This window comes from Citrobacter sp. U14242 (genome assembly GCF_046555775.1).
In the GTDB taxonomy this organism is placed as follows: Bacteria; Pseudomonadota; Gammaproteobacteria; order Enterobacterales; family Enterobacteriaceae; genus Citrobacter.
Window position 1 is genome coordinate 134,726 of record NZ_JBKGLW010000006.1, and the last position, 19,381, is coordinate 154,106.

At 51.1% G+C, this 19,381-nt stretch carries 25 protein-coding genes; 23 read left to right on the forward strand and 2 right to left on the reverse strand.

All coding sequences use genetic code 11. The annotated features are described in order from the left end of the window. The first annotated feature begins 495 nt into the window (after nt 1-495). The 5 genes from ACLJXE_RS11675 (at nt 496) to ACLJXE_RS11695 (ending at nt 3,399) form a co-directional block, all read left to right on the forward strand. A complete protein-coding gene (locus ACLJXE_RS11675) occupies nt 496-1,530 on the forward strand; it encodes a DNA cytosine methyltransferase (protein WP_410750914.1) in 1,035 nt (344 codons plus the stop codon). A 137-nt stretch (nt 1,531-1,667) separates the two neighbouring features. Continuing rightward, a complete protein-coding gene (locus tag ACLJXE_RS11680) occupies nt 1,668-1,991 on the forward strand; it encodes a phage holin, lambda family (protein WP_137378995.1) in 324 nt (107 codons plus the stop codon). Beyond that, nucleotides 1,975-2,424 carry a lysozyme gene (locus ACLJXE_RS11685; protein ID WP_410750915.1) on the forward strand — a complete coding sequence of 150 codons (450 nt, stop codon included), beginning with the start codon at nt 1,975-1,977 and terminating at the stop codon, nt 2,422-2,424. Before ACLJXE_RS11680 ends, ACLJXE_RS11685 begins: the two co-directional genes overlap by 17 nt. Continuing rightward, nucleotides 2,421-2,891, forward strand: coding sequence for a lysis protein (locus ACLJXE_RS11690; RefSeq protein WP_410750916.1), 471 nt, complete (start codon nt 2,421-2,423; stop codon nt 2,889-2,891). Before ACLJXE_RS11685 ends, ACLJXE_RS11690 begins: the two co-directional genes overlap by 4 nt. 73 nt (nt 2,892-2,964) lie before the next feature. Continuing rightward, nucleotides 2,965-3,399 carry a hypothetical protein gene (locus ACLJXE_RS11695; protein ID WP_410750917.1) on the forward strand — a complete coding sequence of 145 codons (435 nt, stop codon included), beginning with the start codon at nt 2,965-2,967 and terminating at the stop codon, nt 3,397-3,399. Nucleotides 3,400-3,469: 70 nt separating this feature from the next. Here ACLJXE_RS11695 and ACLJXE_RS11700 read toward each other — a convergent pair whose 3' ends face one another. Then, nucleotides 3,470-3,802, reverse strand: a complete 333-nt coding sequence (locus ACLJXE_RS11700) for a hypothetical protein (RefSeq protein WP_410750918.1) — start codon at nt 3,800-3,802, stop codon at nt 3,470-3,472. A 53-nt stretch (nt 3,803-3,855) separates the two neighbouring features. On the opposite strand from ACLJXE_RS11700, the gene ACLJXE_RS11705 reads away from it, so the two are divergent. The 18 genes from ACLJXE_RS11705 (at nt 3,856) to ACLJXE_RS11790 (ending at nt 19,003) form a co-directional block, all read left to right on the forward strand. Next, entirely contained in the window at nt 3,856-4,854 is a 999-nt protein-coding gene (locus ACLJXE_RS11705; RefSeq protein ID WP_410750919.1) for a terminase small subunit, read from the forward strand. After that, nucleotides 4,820-6,238 (forward strand): phage terminase large subunit, encoded by a 1,419-nt coding sequence (gene terL, locus ACLJXE_RS11710; protein WP_410750920.1) that lies wholly within the window; start codon nt 4,820-4,822, stop codon nt 6,236-6,238. The genes ACLJXE_RS11705 and terL overlap by 35 nt, the downstream gene beginning before the upstream one ends. Continuing rightward, the gene (locus ACLJXE_RS11715; protein WP_410750921.1) at nt 6,238-7,530 is read left to right on the forward strand and encodes a DUF1073 domain-containing protein; all 1,293 of its coding nucleotides are present in this window, start codon (nt 6,238-6,240) and stop codon (nt 7,528-7,530) included. The genes terL and ACLJXE_RS11715 overlap by 1 nt, the downstream gene beginning before the upstream one ends. Continuing rightward, nucleotides 7,521-8,372, forward strand: a complete 852-nt coding sequence (locus ACLJXE_RS11720) for a phage minor head protein (protein WP_410750922.1) — start codon at nt 7,521-7,523, stop codon at nt 8,370-8,372. Before ACLJXE_RS11715 ends, ACLJXE_RS11720 begins: the two co-directional genes overlap by 10 nt. A gap of 3 nt (nt 8,373-8,375) precedes the next feature. Next, on the forward strand, nt 8,376-9,524 hold the full coding sequence (locus tag ACLJXE_RS11725) for a DUF2213 domain-containing protein (RefSeq protein WP_410750923.1): 1,149 nt from the start codon (nt 8,376-8,378) through the stop codon (nt 9,522-9,524). Nucleotides 9,525-9,526: 2 nt separating this feature from the next. Further along, nucleotides 9,527-10,018 carry a hypothetical protein gene (locus ACLJXE_RS11730; RefSeq protein ID WP_410750924.1) on the forward strand — a complete coding sequence of 164 codons (492 nt, stop codon included), beginning with the start codon at nt 9,527-9,529 and terminating at the stop codon, nt 10,016-10,018. Nucleotides 10,019-10,021: 3 nt separating this feature from the next. Further along, a complete protein-coding gene (locus tag ACLJXE_RS11735; RefSeq protein WP_410750925.1) occupies nt 10,022-10,990 on the forward strand; it encodes a major capsid family protein in 969 nt (322 codons plus the stop codon). Nucleotides 10,991-11,004: 14 nt separating this feature from the next. After that, nucleotides 11,005-11,367 (forward strand): DUF4054 domain-containing protein, encoded by a 363-nt coding sequence (locus ACLJXE_RS11740; protein WP_410750926.1) that lies wholly within the window; start codon nt 11,005-11,007, stop codon nt 11,365-11,367. A 20-nt stretch (nt 11,368-11,387) separates the two neighbouring features. Then, entirely contained in the window at nt 11,388-11,960 is a 573-nt protein-coding gene (locus ACLJXE_RS11745; RefSeq protein WP_181549063.1) for a hypothetical protein, read from the forward strand. Beyond that, nucleotides 11,957-12,313 carry a hypothetical protein gene (locus ACLJXE_RS11750; RefSeq protein WP_085348082.1) on the forward strand — a complete coding sequence of 119 codons (357 nt, stop codon included), beginning with the start codon at nt 11,957-11,959 and terminating at the stop codon, nt 12,311-12,313. Before ACLJXE_RS11745 ends, ACLJXE_RS11750 begins: the two co-directional genes overlap by 4 nt. Continuing rightward, entirely contained in the window at nt 12,310-12,798 is a 489-nt protein-coding gene (locus tag ACLJXE_RS11755) for a hypothetical protein (protein ID WP_155021110.1), read from the forward strand. The genes ACLJXE_RS11750 and ACLJXE_RS11755 overlap by 4 nt, the downstream gene beginning before the upstream one ends. Beyond that, on the forward strand, nt 12,799-14,301 hold the full coding sequence (locus ACLJXE_RS11760; protein ID WP_410750927.1) for a DUF3383 family protein: 1,503 nt from the start codon (nt 12,799-12,801) through the stop codon (nt 14,299-14,301). Nucleotides 14,302-14,311: 10 nt separating this feature from the next. Next, nucleotides 14,312-14,743, forward strand: coding sequence for a hypothetical protein (locus tag ACLJXE_RS11765; RefSeq protein WP_137364436.1), 432 nt, complete (start codon nt 14,312-14,314; stop codon nt 14,741-14,743). 15 nt (nt 14,744-14,758) lie between these two features. Continuing rightward, on the forward strand, nt 14,759-15,187 hold the full coding sequence (locus tag ACLJXE_RS11770) for a hypothetical protein (protein WP_137364435.1): 429 nt from the start codon (nt 14,759-14,761) through the stop codon (nt 15,185-15,187). A gap of 153 nt (nt 15,188-15,340) precedes the next feature. After that, nucleotides 15,341-16,927 (forward strand): hypothetical protein, encoded by a 1,587-nt coding sequence (locus ACLJXE_RS11775; RefSeq protein WP_410750928.1) that lies wholly within the window; start codon nt 15,341-15,343, stop codon nt 16,925-16,927. Then, the gene (locus ACLJXE_RS11780) at nt 16,927-17,724 is read left to right on the forward strand and encodes a phage baseplate protein (protein WP_155021107.1); all 798 of its coding nucleotides are present in this window, start codon (nt 16,927-16,929) and stop codon (nt 17,722-17,724) included. The genes ACLJXE_RS11775 and ACLJXE_RS11780 overlap by 1 nt, the downstream gene beginning before the upstream one ends. Then, the gene (locus ACLJXE_RS11785; RefSeq protein WP_155021106.1) at nt 17,724-18,059 is read left to right on the forward strand and encodes a hypothetical protein; all 336 of its coding nucleotides are present in this window, start codon (nt 17,724-17,726) and stop codon (nt 18,057-18,059) included. The genes ACLJXE_RS11780 and ACLJXE_RS11785 overlap by 1 nt, the downstream gene beginning before the upstream one ends. After that, nucleotides 18,059-19,003, forward strand: coding sequence for a hypothetical protein (locus ACLJXE_RS11790; RefSeq protein ID WP_142879119.1), 945 nt, complete (start codon nt 18,059-18,061; stop codon nt 19,001-19,003). Before ACLJXE_RS11785 ends, ACLJXE_RS11790 begins: the two co-directional genes overlap by 1 nt. Here ACLJXE_RS11790 and ACLJXE_RS11795 read toward each other — a convergent pair whose 3' ends face one another. Beyond that, a complete protein-coding gene (locus ACLJXE_RS11795; RefSeq protein ID WP_155021105.1) occupies nt 19,004-19,366 on the reverse strand; it encodes a hypothetical protein in 363 nt (120 codons plus the stop codon). Nucleotides 19,367-19,381 lie beyond the last annotated feature (15 nt).

The following is a 19,381-nucleotide window of genomic DNA, read 5'->3' on the forward strand; positions in this document are numbered from 1 at the left end:
ATCGTCGCCATAGGTTCGATTGTCGACAAAAAGAATGCAAGCCCTGCGGTTAACCCCGTGGGGCTTTTGCGTTTCTGGAGGGTAAGAAAATGCACGAGTAGAACGGACAGACCGCAACCGTTAGGCAAAGCAGCAGTCATGATGCTGCCCCGAGTCTCTATGAGAGCCAGATGCAGATCCAAACTGCAATACGCGCTGGTGAGGGTCAATAAAGAAGAAGGCGTACCGGTACTCCAGAGCGATCGCTAGTCGTTCACCGGTTAGAGGTGAGGGATTCATGAGATACCCCTGACTACGGACTCAAGGGCATGAGCGCGGCCACTGCGTAAGTGTGGTTTGAATGAAGAGCACCCGCTATTTGCGGGCTTCGTGAAAATGGGCGACCGTTGACAGTCTAGACCCTGCCAACAGCCATTTACCCATGAATACGGTCATGAAGTAAACCAAGGCCCACCATGCTAGCTAGCCTGGTGATACTAATGGAATACTGTATAAATGACCAGTTATTTAACGCCTGTAACTTACGGCTCTGTTTGTTCAGGAATAGAAGCCGCATCAGTAGCCTGGAAATCGCTCAAATGGAAGGCAGAGTGGTTTTCAGAGATTGAAAAATTTCCCTGTGCTGTATTGCAGCACCACTGGCCCAACGTACCTAACCTTGGCGACATGACCCGAATTAGTGGTCGAATTCGTAAAGGTGAAGTTGCAGCACCAGCTGTTCTGGTTGGCGGAACGCCATGCCAGGCATTCAGTGTTGCCGGGAAGCGTAAAGGTCTGGATGACGAACGCGGTCAACTTACCTTGTCTTTCGTTGAGCTGGCAGATCAGATCGACAGATCTCGTATTGAATCTGGGAAAGAACCGGCGATTATTCTTTGGGAAAATGTAACAGGGGTACTAAATAGCCATGACAATGCATTCGGTTGCTTTCTTGGTGCGCTGGCCGGGGAAGGTTGCGCACTACAGCCAGCAGGGAAAAGATGGGCAAACGCTGGTGTTGTCTCTGGACCATCGAGAACAATTGCCTGGCGAGTCCTCAACGCCGAATTTTTCGGAGTGCCCCAGTCTCGTAAACGAGTCTTCGTTATGGCAAGTGCTCGACAAGGATTTGACCCAGGAACCGTTTTATTTGAGTTCCCATCTTTGCCGTCGCGCTCTGACAAATATTACGGCAAACAGAAAAAATCCGGCACCAATGCTTATTCAGGCATTGAGAGAGAATTCCACCGATATTGCCTGAGCGCTATACCTGAAACGGCGGGAACGTTGCTTGCGAGCTATAACGGAACGTCAAATCAGGATATGCGTATGCGAGGTGGCTTAATTGTCGAAGTTACCCCATCGCTTAGGGTTCGTCGGCTTACTCCATCGGAGTGTGAGCGGCTCCAGGGCTTCCCTGTGGGTCACACAAACATTCCCTGGCGCTCGAACTCTCCTTTACCTCGTTACAAAGCGCTCGGCAACTCAATGCCTGTGCCAGTAATGAAATGGTTAGGTGAAAGAATACAGCAAGCAATCTCATCAACGTAAAGGCTGCCATTTGGCGGCCTTTTAAATTTTCAGGCTCACGGGAATCAATTACTACGTGCTTTGTTGATAAATCCAGCCCGTGAAGCCTGACCCTTACATCACACACAGCGCCATCCGAAAAATCGGAGGTGAGGCCTATGAAAATGCCATACAAACAAGATTTCATCGCTGCGCTACTTGCCGCCAAGGAGCAGGGTATTGGTGCAATGCTGGCTTTCGGCATGGCGTACCTGCGGGGGCGCTACAACGGCGACACGCTGTCAAAGACGCTAATCGATGGCCTCATGTGCGCCATGATCGCCTGGTTCGTTCGCGACATCCTCGACTTCATCGGCCTGAGCACAAACCTGGCCTATATAGGCAGCGTGTTCATCGGCTATCTCGGTACCGCTTCTATCGGTTCCCTGATTAAGAAGTTCGCTTCAAGAAAAGCAGGAGTAAACGATGCAAACCAGCCTTAACGGAATTGCACTAATTAAAAAGTTCGAAGGCTGCCGATTGACTGCCTATCCAGACCCGGGTACAGGTGGTGCGCCGTGGACGATTGGTTATGGCTGGACTCACCCGGTAGATGGAAAGCCCGTAAGGCCGGGGATGACGATTGACCAGTCTACTGCTGATCGGTTGCTAAAGACGGGGCTGGTGAGCTATGAAAACGATGTACTAAAACTGGTCAGAGTGAAACTAACACAAGGCCAGTTTGATGCGCTGGTATCGTTCGCTTACAACGTCGGCTCGCGTGCGCTATCAACATCCACGTTGCTGAAAAAGATTAATGCCGGCGATACCAAAGGCGCTGCCGATGAGTTCATGCGCTGGAATAAAGTTGGCGGTAAGGTCCTGAATGGGCTGACCCGTCGGCGTGAGGCGGAGCGCGATCTGTTCCAGTCGTGATTGGCGAACTGGTTAAGCGTTACTGGTTGCAGTTGCTGGTGATTGTGTTAATCGGCGTGCTGGCGTTCTTCGTGAACCACTACCGCGACAACGCCATCGCCTACAAAGACCAGCGCGATAAAGCCACTAAGAAACTCACCCTGGCGAATGCCACCATCAAAGACATGCAGACCCGTCAGCGCGATGTCGCTGCGCTGGATGCCAAATACACCGGAGAACTGGCAGATGCCAAAGCTACTATCGATCAGCTTGAGCGCGATGTTTCTTCTGGCAAGCGTCGGCTGCAGCTCAATGCAAAATGTCCCGCGAGCGGAGCGACCAGTACCGGCGGCATGGGCGATGCTTCCGGCCCCCGACTTACTGACTCCGCTGAACGGGATTATTTCACCCTCAGAGAGCGAATCGTCACAGTGACGAAGCAGGTTGGCTATTTGCAGGACTATATCAATACTCAGTGCTTGAATTAACACCCTTACTAAACTTTGTTATCTTATGGTAATTATGATTTTTATCATGCAGAACATAGTAAGGATGATCTAAATGGCAAATTACAGGATAAAAGCCGCTGGGAGTCATAGCGCAGCCTTGGGAACAGTAATCAACAAGGTGTGTGAAATTGCTTCAGCAAAAGAAAACAAAGATGTGCTGGTTTTAGTGTCTCAAATCAACTATGCGAAAGATGATGAAAGAATCGAGCAAATCTTTGGCGAGGTTATGTTCGATTTATTGATTAAAAAAAGAGAAAACACCGTCGGTGTTGGAGATGTTAATTTTGAAGTGCAGAATTTCAGTTACTTAAAAAATGCTACTCATCGGGCATATGACCGAACTGTTGTTGTTTTAAACCCCACCACAAAAGAATTGAACAATTTTTTGCAGAACGGAAATACAACGGTCGATTGGATAGCTGTAGAAATGACTTTAGATGGAGAACTCGATAGTTGGGTGCAGGCAAACCAAGCTGCCGACATTTGAACCTATAACTATCCAAGCCGCCTCTGGGCGGTTTTAATGGAAGCCATTCTGTGAGTGGCTTCCACAATGCTTACTTGCGCTTTGGTTTTGTATCCACCATACGTTTAACGTTCGCATCCAGCTCAGCCATTTTTTCGGGAGTCAGTTCGCCTTTCTCGATAAGAGGTAGTAAGAGCGAATACCTGTATAGATATATCTCTGGGGGTTGTACCGAGCCGACCCCTGCTTGTTTCATCATCGCTGCATGAGCCTCCCATTCTGTAATAGCCATTTTCATCGCTAAATCTGCAAGCCGTTTTCTCTCTTCAGCCTTGCGTTGAAGATGTGAATTCCAGAGCGTGAGCAGACCGGACACCACAGCAGATATAACTGCGCTTGTTGCTACAACAGTGAGCCATTCCATCAAGTTCTCCATTAACTTTTTGAGCATATTAACAACATCATCAAGGAATTGTTATGGCAAAACCGGACTGGGGCGAGCTTCAGCGACGGTTCCTGTCCGATCATGCCGCAACCGGCGTATCACCGAAGGAATGGTGTGAAGCGCAGGGACTGAATTACGCAACAGCCCGCCGATACATTAAAAAACCAACTGCGCAAAAAACTGCGCAGAAGAAAGAGCGCAATGCGCAGACTGAACACGCCCCCGCAACTGCGCAGCATGAGCAAACATCAATCGATGTGCAGACTGATACACAGGAAAGTGCGCAACCCTTCAACCTGCGCAATTACGGCCTTAACGATATGCAGATCAGGTTTGTCGAAGAGTATCTTCTCGATCTGAACAGGACCGCTGCATACAAGCGGGCTGGCTATAAAGGCGAAGGAAATACGGCTTACGTTAACGCCTCGCGCCTGCTAAGAAATGCTAAGGTCAGCCAGGCAATCCGCGACGCGCTGGACGAACGCTCGCGAAGAGTGAAGATAACGCAGGACGAAGTGTTGAAATGGTGGTGGGACATTGCGACAGCAGACGCTACGCAACTGACTGAACATCACCGCGGTTGTTGCCGTTACTGCTGGGGACTCGGTTTTAACTACCAGTGGCGCGATGCAGTTGAGTTTGAGGAAGCGGAAGAAAAGGTTAAGGGGAAGGAAGGTGCCATGCTGCCTAAGGATACGGGCGGCTACGGCTACGACGGCACACTGGACCCGAACCCGGATTGCCCCCGCTGCAATGGTGTTGGTCTGAGCCGTCCTGTTTTCCACGATACGCGAGATTTGAAGGGCGCAGAACGCCGCCTTTTTGCCGGGATTAAAGAGGGCAAATTTGGCCTTGAAATGATCACCCGCAATCAGGATGAGGCTATGAAGATGGTCGCACAGCATCTCGGCATGCTGAAAACCAAAACTGAGTTAAGCGGCCCGAATGGTGAACCCATACAGCATAATCACATAGTAAGCGCGGAGGATCTGACTGATGAGCAGCTCGCCGCAATTATCGCTGGTAAGTAAGCAGGAAGCAGCGGCCGAGTTACTCAAACGACGTAATGCGCGGGCAAGTCTCCACGCCTTCATTCAGTACATTAACCCCGAATACATCACCAGCGAGTTCTCTCAGACGGTTTGCGACGCTCTGGATCAGTTCCTGCTGGATATGATGAACGGACTGCGCCCGATACTGATTCTCGGCGCGCCGCCTCAGCATGGTAAATCGGATATCGTTTCGCGTAACCTGCCAGCGTATTTCTTCGGAAAATATCCTGAAATGCGCGTTGGCGCTTTGTCTTACTCTGCTGACCTTGCCGGAGATATGAACTCCGATGTTCAGCGCATTATGTCTACGCCGGAATATCGCAACGTATTTCCTGGCGCATGGCTTGGAAATAAGCCGGCTGATGGTGTGGCCGTAAAGCGTAACACTGACGAATTCGGCATAGCCAACCATAAGGGGACGTATGTTTGTGCTGGCGTAGGCGGCCCGTTAACGGGTAAGAAAATCGATCTCGGTATCATCGATGACCCGATAAAAAACGCCAAAGAAGCACTCAGCCCGACGACCAAAAAATCTATCTGGAACTGGTACGTTTCCACGTTTAAAACGCGTCTGTCGAAAAACAGCGGCGAAATCATCATGGCGACCCGCTGGGCGACGGATGACTTATCCGGCCGTGTAGTGGAGATTACGCCGCGCGCCAAGGTTCTGGTGTTTCCTGCTATCAATGAGCAGGGCGAAGCGCTGGTGCCTGAACTGCACCCGAAAGAAAAGCTGCTCGAAACCAAAATCATCCTCGGGGATTACTTCTGGTCTGCGATGTATCAGCAGTCGCCAAAACAGGCCGGCGGCTCAATCTTCAAAGACGAGTGGATCAAGTATTACCTCCCGAAAGACTTGCCGACCAACTTCGATATCGTCGTCCATAGCTGGGATATGACTTTCAAAGACAGCGAAGGCACTGACTACGTTGTCGGTCAGGTGTGGGGTAAAAAGGGCGCCAATGCCTATCTGCTTCACCAGGTACGCGCGCGCATGAGCTTTACCGCAACGCTGAAAGCCGTTAAACGCATGGCTGACGAATACCCCAAAGGCTTACGTAAGCTGGTGGAGGACAAAGCCAACGGCCCGGCGGTCATTGATTCACTGAAAAGCACGGTGGCAGGTCTCGTTCCTGTTGAACCGGACGGCAGCAAAGTTGCCCGGGCACATGCGATCACCGCTGTATGGGAAGCGGGTAACGTTTTCCTGCCTCACAAAGACATTGCCCCTTGGATCACCGAGACGGTCGAGGAAATCACCACCTTCCCGGTCGGCGCGAACGATGACGTTGTCGATGCAATGACGCAAGGGTTACGCGACTTGTACCAACGTAAAACACTCAGCCCACTGGACCTCATGTAATGACGAAAAAGAAGAACTTTGTCGGCCGTCTGAATGATGGCCTGGTTAGTTTGATGACTTCTCTCGGTGAGAAGATCGGCGCGGTGCGTTACAGCAGCAGCAAACCCGATGTGTCGGATAAAGAACTGCTCGCGATGAATAAGAAATCGTGGGTGGTGAAGAAGTACATCAACAAAACGGCTGATGACATGCTGAAACTACCCCGGAAGTTCTCGGGCGATGTTGATAGCACTATCACTCAGCGCATCGCTGATGCTGAAAAAGAACTGAAATTGAACGCAGTCTTTCATAGCGCGCTGGGGTGGGCATCCTTGCTGGGTGACTCGTTAATCGTGGCTATCACTGATTGTGCTGACGAGCAGATCACCTTGCCGCTCAATTTGCAGAGCGAAGATATCGTTAAATTCCTGGTATTCCGAAAAGGTGAGTACACGCCGGACAGTAATGTCATTACCGACATACGTTCGGACTGTTTTGGTGAACCGCTGACGTATCAACTGGATGTAGGAACAAAGCAACTCAAGTTTCACCATTCCCGCTGCTGCCGAACAAAGCTCGGTAATCACAGCATTAAGGACCGCGCCAAGTTTGGCACGTCAGACCTACAGGCTCCTTATGAGCATATCAAAACCTTCGATACGGCAATCCTGAGCACCGGCGACACCATTCAGGAGGCAAATGTTGACGTGCTCTTTGTCCCAAACATGAACAACCAGATCGCCGCAGGGCAGGAAAGCAATGTTCGCGAATATGCCAGGGTGATGAAGGAAACCAAATCCTCTACCGGGCTGCTGCTGATTGATGCTGGTGATACAACGGCTCAAGGGCGCTACGAACAGAAGAACGCGCAATTCACCGGGCTCTCTGACGTGATAAGCAAAATGGCGATAGTGTTGGCCGGGGCGCTGGACAGGCCCATAACGGTTCTATTCGGAGAGTCGGCCAGTGGGTTCAGCAGTGGCGAGGAAGACAACAAATCCTATTACGAGACGATAAACGGCCTGCAGGAGTCGCGACTTCGTCCAATGCAGGATTTCGCCGACCAGTTCACGCTGGATAAACTCGCCATTACGGAAAGCCTTACCTACGAATACCCGACAATCGACAGCATCAACGAATCCGATGAGGCGACGCGGTTTAGCCAGTACGCCACCGGATTTAATACGCTGGTGGTTGGTGAGATCCTGACGGAAGAAGTCGCTATCAGGGAAATGGTAAACCGTGGCGTATTGAAGACGGTCACTGAAGCTGAAATTAAGACGATTGTGGCAAGGGGCGGCACATGGACTTGAAACTGCTGCTGGAACGCAAGCAGGGACGCCTCAAGCCAAGACGCCGACGGATGCGACCACCAACTGCCAGCAAGCGCGCCGAGGTTTGGTATCGAGACAGATTGATTGAGTTTGTCGATAGCATGCTTCAGACGCTCCTTGATGAGCTGGACAAGCCCACACTCACCGATGCACCCGATACCCCCCCTTTGACGATTACGGCGCGCCTTGCGGCTGTTATGCAGCGATTAGCGAGTATTTCAATTCAGGAGGTCGCCGCCCGACTTTCTGCCGGGTTTGTTGCACGTGCGAACTTGCAGAACAAAGAACAAACGCAGCGCACTTTCTCTCAGACATTCGGAATTGATCTGACCGGGATGCTCGGCGATGGCGCGATAAAACCAGAAATGGAAAAGGCTGTCAGTGACAATGTTGACCTGATTACCTCCATCCATACCGATTTTATCCACGATATCGGCGCGGCGGTTTTCGAGAACATGAAAGACGGCGGCCGACATGAAAACCTGATCGACATAATCAAGGAGCGCGGGAACGTCACCCGCAACCGCGCCAGGCTAATCGCACGTGACCAGACCTCGAAACTTAACGCAGACCTGACTGAAGCACGTAATGTGGCGCTTGGCCTTGACCTGTATGAGTGGGGCGGCACTGGCGATGAACGTGAACGGGAAAACCATTTCGTTCTGAACGGCATGCTTTGCAAATATTCGGATCCGACAGTTTATTCAGACGACGGCGGTAAAACGTGGAAGAAACGTTCCACCATCGGAGCATTTATCGGTAAGCCAGGAGAAGACTATCAATGCCGGTGCCTGGCTCTCCCTTACGTCTCATGGGATTAATCAATGAAGTGGAAACGAACACCGCAGGGGTATGTGATTACCACTGCGACGATCACCCGCGCCGGACCGATTGAATATTACGGTCACGAGCTGGGGCTGACTGGCAGCGATGCCAACAAAAAAATCACCGTTGTTCGCACTCTCGACGAACTATCAAAACCCGAAACTCTCGCTTCATTCAATGGACTCCCGTTCACCATAACGCACCCCGACGACGGGGAGGTCACCGCAGCAGACCACAAAGACAAAGCATCCGGACACATCGCCAACACTCGCATTGAGGGCGGTGAAGTGGTCTGTGACGTTTTTCTGACGGATGCCGCGGGAATCGAGACGCTGGAAGAGACGGGGATCCGAGAAGTGTCCGTTGGGTATGAGCCTGCCGAACTCGAGGAAAGGGGGGGGAAGTTTTACCACATCAACATTCGCGGCAATCACGTCGCGGGCGTGGCAGCGGGGCGCTACGGGCCTCAGTGTAAGTTAAACGATAAAAAAGGTAAGCCAATGTTCATAACATTAACTGACGCCCTGAATTTCCTGAAGGGCAAAAAACTGAAGGATGCCGACGGTGTTGCGTTAACGCCTGATGAGCTGGTCGGCATGATTGCCGCGCTGGAAAAGGCGCTGGAAGAACTACAGGGGCAAGGGACTGAAGAGGCCACTGCTAAAGCACAGGAAGTGCTGGCGCAGCTCGCAGACCTGAAAAAGCAACTGGAAGGCGCGACGGGAGCACCATCGCCAAACGATGACGATCCATCTGCTGGTGGTGGTGACGACAAGGACGCGCAAATCACCGCGCTGGAAACCGAAAACGCCGATCTGAAAGCGAAGGTTAAAGCGCTGGAAGAAGAGCTGGAGCAGTTGAAATCCGGCAATGAAACCAGCACCACACTGGCAGACGCGAAAGCCCGTTTCCCTAAAGTCAGCTTCAATGATGCCAAATCAGCGCGTGACGTGCGCGCCGCCGTACTGGTGAGCACTAAAGCATTTAACGATGCTGAGGTCAAAGCAATGACTGACAGCGAAGTCCGTGCGGCTTATGCAGCCATTCAGGCCACCTCGAAACCACGCAGTGAAATCGGTGCTCATCTGTTTAACGACTCCGCCAACAAAAGCACTAAAACCGCAACTCAACGCCTTGGGGGTAAATAACTATGGCTTTCGGATTTACTGACTGGGATGGTGCCGATGGCACTATTAAACCGGGTTCAATCAAACGCGCCTCCAGCTCAAACGACAAAGTCTGGGGGGAAGAAAATCTGACCGAAACGAAGTTGCCCTACGGCACGTTTGTAGCTGTCAACCCGGATGGTGGCGTGATGCCTCTTGCAGCTGGCAAACGCATTCATGGGATTGTGGTGCGCGATATTTACGGTGATGCTGCACCGCATAACAAACAGGTCAACGTTGGGCATTTTTCCCACGGCGATTGTGTTGGCGCGCTGACAGTCGATGACGCTGATTTTACTCGTGGTGCGGCGGCTTACATCGTGGCGACGGGTGCCGATGCCGGGAAGGTGACCACAGAAGCAGCCGGCAATATTGATTTGGGCTACTGGGTGGAAGATGTGAGCGCGGGTAATAACTGCGTGGCTATCACCTTGGGCTATGTACAACAGGCAGTTCAGCAGACGGAAGGAGCATAACCAATGCCTATGGGATCAGCAGATTTCGAAGAAGTGCTGCAGGAAGCGCTCACTGAACGTGACATGGAGTTGCAGGAAAAAGAACTGCCGGAGATTAATATCGGCGAGGCTCTCCCGGTCAAAGAAGGCCTCGATTTCTCCCTGGAATATGTGGATTTCGGCGTGTCCGAAGTGGTCGGCTCGGTGAAAGACGGCATCATTGGTAACAAAACCAACAGCCTGAAAACCATTGATAGTGATATCGAATGGCTGAAAGCGCCTGTTGGTCAGTGGGCTAAAGCCGCAACCTGGACTCAGCAAGAACTGGAGAAGATTGCGCGCCTGAACATCAACCTGCAGACGAAAAAACAGGATGATTTGTATGCCAACGCCCTCGCAACAATCCAGTACGCGGGATACGTAGGGCATCGCGGCGTTAAAGGGCAGGAAGGGTTGCTGACAGGCGCGAAGGTTCAGGTTGTCATCGATGCTTCAGGCAAAACCATCGACGAAATGACCTCTGATGAGTTCGTGAAGCTGGCGCTGGATGCTTACAACGTGGCCTGGCGCAAATCCAGTTACCGTATTCAGCCTACGCATATCGCCATGGACGCCAGCGACTTTATGCTCGCCATGCAGAAGTTCGACCCTAACCCGATCATTGTGGGTACTGACCTGCTGCCGATTGCAGCGATGGATCGCATTATGGCTGCGCTGCGTAAGGCTTCTGGTAATGAATCATTCAACATTACTTTCGTGAAAGTCCCGAGCAATTACGCGGTAGGTATCAAATCGGGTAAAACCCGCCTTGCCATCTACACCTACGAAGCCGATTACGTCGAAATGGAAGTGCATATGCCGGAGCTGCTGGCGGCACGACAGCGTGATCTGCTGACCTATGAGTGTGGTTATCGTTCTGCCTTCGGTGGCGCGATGTGGAAACAGCCGCAGTCCGCGGTGTACGTGGATTACAAATCCTCTCCGGCAGAGTAATCACAGGGGGTAGCATGGATTTCACCGTTCGTTACCCCGAGTTCGCCAGTGTTGCCCCTGCTCGCATAGAAGGGGCGCTACAGGATGCAGCAAACCAGATGAGTCGCAAGGTATGGAACAAGCTCTATGAACAAGGGCTTCATGCTTTAGCGGCGCATCTGCTTTATGCAGCTGGCGTGCTTACTCCCTCCGGCAGTACCAATGGCAAGCCAGTCCAGACAATCACCAGCCGATCCGTTGCAGGCGTGTCTCTGGGCTACTCTGCGCCCGATGCCGGGTTTGGGGCCAGCCATGATGGATACGGCTCAAGCTCATTCGGTCAGGAGTACCTGAGGCTTCGTAAGCTGGTAGGTGTGCATGTACTGGCAATACGGTAGTTATCAGGGAGTGGTTTTTTATGACTCCGGAAGAAACGCTAAAGCTTACCACCGAATACCTGAAGAACCTGCAGGCGATGAAAACGCATTACGTCGCCGTGGGGTTGCCCGCTGGCAAGGTGGGAAACAAAACCAATGATGATGGGACATCAATAATCGAGATTGGGGCAGCGCACGAATTCGGCGCTGAAATCGATCATCCTGGTGGTACCGGATATATGGCAACAGGGGGTAAGGCTACTTTTTCGAAAAATAGCTTTATGGGGCCGGTTAGCGGCTTTACAGCAGCCCACAAGATAACACTCCCTGAACGCTCCTTTCTTCGCGCTCCATTCACCCTCAAAAAGTCGGAAATTAATCGGGCGATCGAAAAGGCATGTGAGGCCGTAGGCTCCGGGCGAATGGATGCTGACACCGCTTTAAATTTGATAGGCGCGACGGCGCGAAATATCAGCGTGAAAGCCTTTGAAACGGCGGGGTATGGCACGTGGCCAGATATCACAGAGGCAACGAAAAAAGCTAAAGGTTCGTCGGCGATCCTGATTGATAAAGGGCAATTGCGAGGAACAATTACATGGGAGGTTCGTAAGTGAGCGACTTATCAGACCTTGATATGAGCGATGCGTTAATCGGCTGGGAACAGCCTGTAAAACTCAAAACCCGCACTGAAACCACTATCGATTTTGAACCGTCCGTGACTGTTAGCAGCCAGGACATTCTGGCGGTGGTGCAAAGTGCGAATAAAGAGAATCTGACGCTGGATAGTCTGGACTGGTCGAAAGAGTATCTGCTGATTCATGCTCGGCTGAAAATTGAAACCGGTCAGTTTATCGAGAAGGGAGGCAAGGACTACAAAGTCGTGTCCCCGGCCGATTTTATGGATTACGGATTCTGCGCTGTCATCGCAGAGGAAACCCGGCTCCCGCTACTGGTGCCAACGCCATGACACAACCCCACCTGAAAGCGGTCGCGCGTTTCGTGCGTGACCTTCTGGACTACGACGAGCAGCTGATCAAGTTCGACCGTCGGAACGTGCAGGCGTCCGACTTTTCCACCAGTTATATCGTGGTAAACGGCTCACTACCGCAATCAATGCTGGCCCGGGGCCAGCGCTTTAATGGTGACGCTGAAGTGATGACTTATAGCGCCTCAGTGAGCCACGCGATTGTCCTGGAGTTTTACGGGGATAAGGCTTACGTCAACGCTGAAAGCTTCCTGATGCTGAGTGAAAGCCAGCACGCGAACGAACTGCGCCGCACGCATTCACTTACCATCATGGCCGTCTCAAACATCATCGATGTGGGGCAACTTCTGGGACAGTCCCACGGCAACCGTGTTCACCTGAGTTTCAATGTTCAGTATGCCCCTGCGCGGGACGTGCAGACACTGCGCATCGATACGCCGCAGTTTCAATTTTTAGAGGACAAGTAAATGTCGGCATCAATTAATAACGTCATTAATGTGACGCTTCTCGAAGAGGGGCGGGCGGCGGCGCGCGATAACATCAACGTCTGCGCAATTCTGACCAGCCAGACGGGGGTACTGAGCACCGCTGAACGCTGGCGTTCATACAAAAGCGCCCCCGCGGTTGAACAGGACTGGGGGGCTTCTTCAGTCACCGCAGCTTTTGCGAATGTGTTTTTCGGGACCAGTCCTAACCCGGTATCCGCGGGCGGCACGCTGATCGTCGGTTACTGGAACGCTGCCGGGGAAACGCTGCCTGCGACCAGCGGTGTACTACGTGGCGGTGAGATTTCTCAGGCAGTTGTAGTGCCAGCATTACGCGAGAAGTCTGACTGGTCATTCAGTATTGAGATTGACGGCACGAAGCACGATGTGGCCGCAATTAATGGCATGACGGCTGCGACACTGTCAGATGTCATTGCCCAAATCCAGGCGAAAATTACGCCAGATGTCGCATCGGTTGTTTTTGATGGTAGTCGTATAGTGATCACCAGCAAATCGACAGGAGCTAACTCTGTTGTTGGTTTTCCGAAAGCGATGGATGGCGGTTCTTTTATTGGCGATCTGCTGGCGGTTGCGGAAGGTTCCGGCGCTTCGCTGGTAAACGGTAGCGCATCAACTGAGATTTCACCTGAAACACAACTGGAGTCTCTCAGTAAACTTAAAGCACAGGTCAATGTAAAAGGCGCGACTTTCATCGACAAAATTCTCGATGTGCAGGTGCCATTGATCGCTTCATGGGCGAAAGCGAATGCGGTAATCGTGTATGAGACATTTACCGGTTCGGCAGCTCTGGAAGTTGCCCCGGATAACCCGGCATGGGCAGTAACACTCGCCAGCCAGAGTAATTTCCGCATGCTCTACAGCAAAGCAGGTAACAGGAAATTTGGTGTCAGCTATATGGCGCGCACGCATACCGTCAATTTCAACGGTGAGCGTACCGCAATCACGTTGCACCTCAAAACGATGAACGTGCCGGCTGAAAGTTATGAGCAGACGGAGATCGACAAGGCTAAGCGCGTAGGCCTTGATATCTACACCACGATTAAAGACGTTCCCTGCGTGCTGTCGAGCGGTGCCAATGATTTTGTGGACAACGTCTATAACCTGATGGCCTACGTTGACGCAGTGCAGACGGATTCCTTCAACCTCCTTAAAACCACGCCGACGAAAGTCCCACAAACCTATTATGGCGTTGATCAGTTAGAGGACTGTGTAGAGAAAACCACGCATGGGTTTGTGAAGGCCGGGGTGTTCAATCCGGGGACCTGGACGCTGCCTGACTTCTTCGGGGATCGGGATATGTTTCTGCGAAATATCGAGCAAAACGGGTATTACGTGCTGGCAGGTGACCTGAAAGACCAGTCAACTGCAGACAGGCAGGAACGCAAATCCCCGGTTGTTCAGGTTGCAGTAAAGAATGCTGGTGCTGTTCACAGTGCCGATATCATCATCAATTTCAATAAATAAGGAGCGGTGAATGTCTCAGATTGTTATCAGTGCAGATACCGCGACCACGGTTCTTAATGGGCGAATCATTACGGATATCGCAGCGGGGGACTACTTCACGTTGACGCCATCCAATCCGCTTACGAGCCGTGCCAATAGTGCGAATAACGGCGTCACAATCTCCGGGCGTGTCGATGCCGGGGTGCATGTGATGGTGATACGCGTCCAGAAGTTTTCTAATGATGATATCTGGCTCAACCAGCAGCGTAACGCTGCGATTCCCGTTGTCTTTAATGGCTCAGTTAAAGAGTCGTTCGTGCGTGACGGCGCGGCACTGAAGGAAACCTACGATCTACAGGTCGGTTCTATCACCACTCAACCGACGCAAACCAAAAACAACCAGGACGTTAATGCACTGATGGAGTACACCATCGAGTTCCGTAACGTCGTGCGCAATGTATAAGGTATCCCCATGCCCATGAATAACGAAAAAGAACGGAAAGAAAAACAGCAGAAAGCCCTTGAGATGATCAAGGCGGTCTACGATGACGGTTTTGCTGAGATTAACGGCAACCGCTACGACTTTGCTGCGATGACGCATAAAAAACGCCGCAAGATTTTTGCCTTCTTCACAGGCATTGCTTCTGAGTTATCGCGGGAGTCCCTGGAGTTTCTGGACTCAGAGCGATTCGAGGAAATTGAACGCCTGATGTTTGATTATGTTCTGTTTGACGGTGTGCAACTGTCCAAGCAGCAGGAACACTTCGAATCCTTCCCAGGTGATTACGTCATGCTAATCACAACAGCGCTACAGGTTATCAGCCTGCCTTTTATGGGCGGGAGCGATATGAACTCACGTTCAGAAGCTCCAGACGTTCAGAAATTTACGTTAAATCCTCGAACATAAGCGACGACATGAGCATGTATCTGGCGCTGTCAAAGGCCGGATACGGCCCCTATCACGAACTTGTCAGATTAGACACACCAGAGCTGTTTGACATGCTCGAGTTCGAGAATATCAGCGCAGACATTCAGCACTACGAGATGGAGAAGGCCCGGAATGGCGATAGTTAACGAACTTATTACCAAATTCGGTTTTATTGGTGATCTGGCACCACAGGAAACCTTCAACGCGAATCTGAAAGCATCCATTGGTCTGCTTGCCGGGCTTGGCGCAGCTATCGCCGGTTCGGCTGCTGGGGTTGCTGGCTGGGTGACGTCTATCAGTCAGTCTATTGATCCGCTGGTCCAGTTCTCCCGGGAAACGGGAGTGGCGATCGAGACTGTCCAGACTCTGGGCTATGCGGCGTCCGTAAATGGTTCAAGTGTTGATGCGTTGCAGGCTTCGCTCGGCGAGATGACAAAAAGAGTGGGGGAGTTCGTTTCCACCGGAGAGGGGGAAGCGAAAGACGTTGCGGAAAGGCTGGGTCTTCAGTTCAAGGATATGAACGGGCAGGTAAAAAACTCCGATGTGATATTTCGTGAACTGGCCGACAAACTGCACGGCATGAGCCAGGCAGAGAAGTTTTCTGTTCTGGATAAGATGGGTATCGACCGTTCCATGGTGCAGTTGTTATCCATGACGGGTGACGAAATATCTTCGTTGCAGGACAAGGCTGAGGCGCTTGGTGTTGTCACGCAAGACCAGGCCGATCAGTTTGCTGCCTATAACGATTCTCTTACCACGCTAGGGAAAGGCTTTGATGGTATCAAATTTCAGGTTGCCGTCGGATTTGTACCGGTGCTGAAAGACCTGGTGGATGGGTTTACAGACTTTCTCATTGCTAACAAGGATCTCATCAAGAACGGTCTGGCCCATCTTGGGGAAATTATCTTCTCCGTTATGGGTATGATCCGCCGCTTCCTGCCGATTGTCGCTGCTATCACTATCGCTTTCTCTGCCTGGTGGCTTGTCACTGGCGGGCTTGCAACGGCAATGGGCGTGCTGATGTCTCCAGTAGTCCTTATCACCGCAGCAATCCTGGGCGTTATCCTCGTCATAGATGATCTGTTAACGGCGATGGAAGGCGGCCAAAGCGTTATTGCTGATTTCTTTAAAGACACATGGGGGATCGATATCGTCCCCGGTTTGCTGGCGATTAAAGACGCGGTCATGGTGGTGGTCGATTACATCATCGATGTATTCAAACAGGGTGTTGAGAATATCAAACTGCTCTTTAGCGCGCTGAGTAAAGTGGTTACAGGCGATTTTCAGGGGGCGTGGGATGATGTTGTGAAATCTTTCACTGAAAGTGTCGCTCTGCTCAGAAAACCGTTTGATGAATTTATGCAGTGGGTAATGGGGCTGTTCGCAAACCTCGGTGAGACGATTAAAAACACGATCAACAATGCTGCTTCAAATACCTGGAATGCCACGAAGTCTTTCTTCGGGTTCGGTGAGGATGAACAGCAGCAGGGTGTAACCGGCGGCGGTAACGGTGGCATTAGTCCTGATGGTATTCCTTACGGCATGAATGCTGCGGTGGGTATCGCTGGTGGTGGTATGACAAGCAATTCAAATGTCAGCCAGCAGAACACGATTCACATCAATACATCTGATCCAGTTGTAGCCGGGAATACCGCGGCAGATAGCCTGCAACAAAACATGAAGGATGCCAACCGGTTGAGTGGCAGAGGAGGGCGTTAATGGGAATTCTAGACGGCCTCATGCAGGCGCAATCTTCTGGCAAGGATACAGTTAAAAAGGTAGGGATCGGCGGGTTCTCAATGTTCGCTCGCGTGAGTGATTCGACTGATTACCCCTCTCAGGTTCCGGTAGACGTGCTGGAGGACGGTAGTAACGCGTCTGACGATATTATTAATGGCCCGCTGACGATAAAAATCAGCGGTGTTGTGGCCGATATCTATGTCGATGCAAAACCAAACTCTTCTTTTAGCCTGATGCCTGATTATTCGAAGTATGGCGAGGTGCTGGAGTATATCCCCGCAAAGACGCAGCAGCAGTTGCAGAAAATGAATGAGATTGCCGACCGCGCAGAGCAGGCCATCTTAAAGGCAAAACGCCTGGCTGATAAAGGCGCCGACCTGTTTGGGCTGGTGGGCAGCCCGTCTACTGGTGGCGCAAAAGGTATCAGAGAGCAATTCCTCGATTTTATTGAGGGTGTGTACTACGGCAAGCAACTTATTTCCGTGGAGGTAGATTATCGCACCCATGAAAATATGGCATTAAGCGGCCTGCTCATCAGCACTGACAATCAGACGATGGAAACTAAGTTTGAGGCCAGTTTTACAAAGATCACCTTCACGCAACTAACTACCGCACCGATAGAGCAGCACTTCAAATCGCCGTCGGCAGTCGCTAAATCAAAAACGGCGGGCGTTGCAAATAAGGGGGCGCAGACTCCGGCAGATAATTCAAAAAAAAGCGGCCAATCGAAATCTGTAGCTTATTCATTTAAAGATGCAATCTTTGGTAAAAACTGATGAATCAAATAACTAATGTTACAGATGAACCTATTCAGCGGCATGCCTTGATTTTTGACCGTGGTGAGGTTGTAGTTACCCTCCGTCACCTGCCCACAGTTGAAATGTGGAAGATGCGTGTTGAGTACAATGGCGATTACATCGATGGCGTAAAGCTTTCGCTGGGAACGCTACATTTTCGTCACAAAAACTGGCCTTTTGATATTGCGGTGCTTGCTACAGATAACGCCGGCATTGATCCGTATCGTGCTGATGATTTTCTTACCGGGCGCTGTAATCTTTATATGCTCACACCGGAAGAAATGATAGAGATTCGCGGGGGGGACGTGCCGTGATGGAAACCTTTTATCGTGACTATCGCCTGACGGTTGGGATCGGCAATCAGGCTGTAACTATTCAACCGCCGATAACGATATCTTTCAAGGCGCTTGAATCGGTCAGCAAAAAGTCTCTGGGTAAGTTGAGTGTGTCCATCAACGGTTTAAATCCCTCCACGCGTCTGCAATTGCTCAAATCTGAAGATGAAGAGAAGTATATCCCCGTTCGCCTCGAGGTTGGTTACAATGGCAGGCTGCGCCAGGTGTTTCAGGGTTCAGTTAAAAGCGGGGCAGTAAAGCGCGAGGGTGCTATCCACATCGTTAGCCTGGAATGTGAGGATGGCGGTCATGACTATATCAATTCCTTCACATCGCGCACGGTACACGGGAAAGAGCAGGTCGTCGATTCTGTCTTGCAGGACATGCCGAACACGAAGAAAGGCTCTGTGACGAAGCAACAGGCACTCATCAGGCCGAAGGTTCTGGTAGGTAGCTCCAGTAAAATTCTTACCGATACCCTTGCGCCTGACGAGTCATTTTTCATCAAAGATGAGCGCGTCCACATCCTCAAAGCTAATGAGGTTACATCGGGTAACATTCCAGTCGTGAACGCGCGAAGCGGTCTGCTAAACACCCCGCAGGCCACGAAGATTAGCGCACAGGATGACGGCGGTAAGAAGGCCAAAACTCCAACCAATGATCCTGATACTGATCCGGCAGGCAAAAAAGACACCGATTCGAGCACCTTAGCCAAGTCATCAAAAGGGCAAATAGTATTCGATACGAAACTGAATCCTATGCTGGTAATTGGAGGACTTTGTGCGATGGAGAGTGTCATGAACCCCGCGTTAAACGGGGTTTATAAGATATACCAGATTGAAACCAGTGGGCAGAACAACGGGCCAGCTTGGTATCAGAAGGTCGTCTGTCAGCCAGCAGGGAGCTACAGGGTAATTAAGTGACTATTTCATATCGATGCAAATAGTTGCGACATAATCACCACCCGCAGAAAGAAATGACTCGACAAAGTCTTGATCCGGCCAATCTTCCTTTTCCATCATTTGTTTTTGTTCCTTGATGAAGTCTCGCTTTATCTTAGAACATGACTTTTTTTCTTTTAAGCCTTCACGAACTACCCCTCTCATTTGTTTTTCCATGGCTGGTAACTGAGACATGCCTTCATTTATTTTTTTCTGATTAGCATTAGTTGCCTGAAGTGCTTCGAGCATGGCGCTTTCAAACTTAGATTTCGCAATTTCTGCGTAAGGCCCAGCGATAGATGCTGTGGCAAATAACAATCCAGCAATGCAAATCAATTTTTTCATAATTCATCCCAGAGA

Bases quoted from the DNA above. Each gene is read 5' to 3' on its own strand.
- ACLJXE_RS11675 (WP_410750914.1), top strand. From the start codon at position 496: ATGACCAGTTATTTAACGCCTGTAACTTACGGCTCTGTTTGTTCAGGA.
- ACLJXE_RS11680 (WP_137378995.1), top strand. From the start codon at position 1,668: ATGAAAATGCCATACAAACAAGATTTCATCGCTGCGCTACTTGCCGCC.
- ACLJXE_RS11685 (WP_410750915.1), top strand. From the start codon at position 1,975: ATGCAAACCAGCCTTAACGGAATTGCACTAATTAAAAAGTTCGAAGGC.
- ACLJXE_RS11695 (WP_410750917.1), top strand. From the start codon at position 2,965: ATGGCAAATTACAGGATAAAAGCCGCTGGGAGTCATAGCGCAGCCTTG.
- ACLJXE_RS11700 (WP_410750918.1), bottom strand. From the start codon at position 3,802: ATGGAATGGCTCACTGTTGTAGCAACAAGCGCAGTTATATCTGCTGTG.
- ACLJXE_RS11705 (WP_410750919.1), top strand. From the start codon at position 3,856: ATGGCAAAACCGGACTGGGGCGAGCTTCAGCGACGGTTCCTGTCCGAT.
- terL (WP_410750920.1), top strand. From the start codon at position 4,820: ATGAGCAGCTCGCCGCAATTATCGCTGGTAAGTAAGCAGGAAGCAGCG.
- ACLJXE_RS11715 (WP_410750921.1), top strand. From the start codon at position 6,238: ATGACGAAAAAGAAGAACTTTGTCGGCCGTCTGAATGATGGCCTGGTT.
- ACLJXE_RS11720 (WP_410750922.1), top strand. From the start codon at position 7,521: ATGGACTTGAAACTGCTGCTGGAACGCAAGCAGGGACGCCTCAAGCCA.
- ACLJXE_RS11725 (WP_410750923.1), top strand. From the start codon at position 8,376: ATGAAGTGGAAACGAACACCGCAGGGGTATGTGATTACCACTGCGACG.
- ACLJXE_RS11730 (WP_410750924.1), top strand. From the start codon at position 9,527: ATGGCTTTCGGATTTACTGACTGGGATGGTGCCGATGGCACTATTAAA.
- ACLJXE_RS11735 (WP_410750925.1), top strand. From the start codon at position 10,022: ATGCCTATGGGATCAGCAGATTTCGAAGAAGTGCTGCAGGAAGCGCTC.
- ACLJXE_RS11740 (WP_410750926.1), top strand. From the start codon at position 11,005: ATGGATTTCACCGTTCGTTACCCCGAGTTCGCCAGTGTTGCCCCTGCT.
- ACLJXE_RS11745 (WP_181549063.1), top strand. From the start codon at position 11,388: ATGACTCCGGAAGAAACGCTAAAGCTTACCACCGAATACCTGAAGAAC.
- ACLJXE_RS11755 (WP_155021110.1), top strand. From the start codon at position 12,310: ATGACACAACCCCACCTGAAAGCGGTCGCGCGTTTCGTGCGTGACCTT.
- ACLJXE_RS11760 (WP_410750927.1), top strand. From the start codon at position 12,799: ATGTCGGCATCAATTAATAACGTCATTAATGTGACGCTTCTCGAAGAG.
- ACLJXE_RS11765 (WP_137364436.1), top strand. From the start codon at position 14,312: ATGTCTCAGATTGTTATCAGTGCAGATACCGCGACCACGGTTCTTAAT.
- ACLJXE_RS11770 (WP_137364435.1), top strand. From the start codon at position 14,759: ATGAATAACGAAAAAGAACGGAAAGAAAAACAGCAGAAAGCCCTTGAG.
- ACLJXE_RS11775 (WP_410750928.1), top strand. From the start codon at position 15,341: ATGGCGATAGTTAACGAACTTATTACCAAATTCGGTTTTATTGGTGAT.
- ACLJXE_RS11780 (WP_155021107.1), top strand. From the start codon at position 16,927: ATGGGAATTCTAGACGGCCTCATGCAGGCGCAATCTTCTGGCAAGGAT.
- ACLJXE_RS11785 (WP_155021106.1), top strand. From the start codon at position 17,724: ATGAATCAAATAACTAATGTTACAGATGAACCTATTCAGCGGCATGCC.
- ACLJXE_RS11790 (WP_142879119.1), top strand. From the start codon at position 18,059: ATGGAAACCTTTTATCGTGACTATCGCCTGACGGTTGGGATCGGCAAT.
- ACLJXE_RS11795 (WP_155021105.1), bottom strand. From the start codon at position 19,366: ATGAAAAAATTGATTTGCATTGCTGGATTGTTATTTGCCACAGCATCT.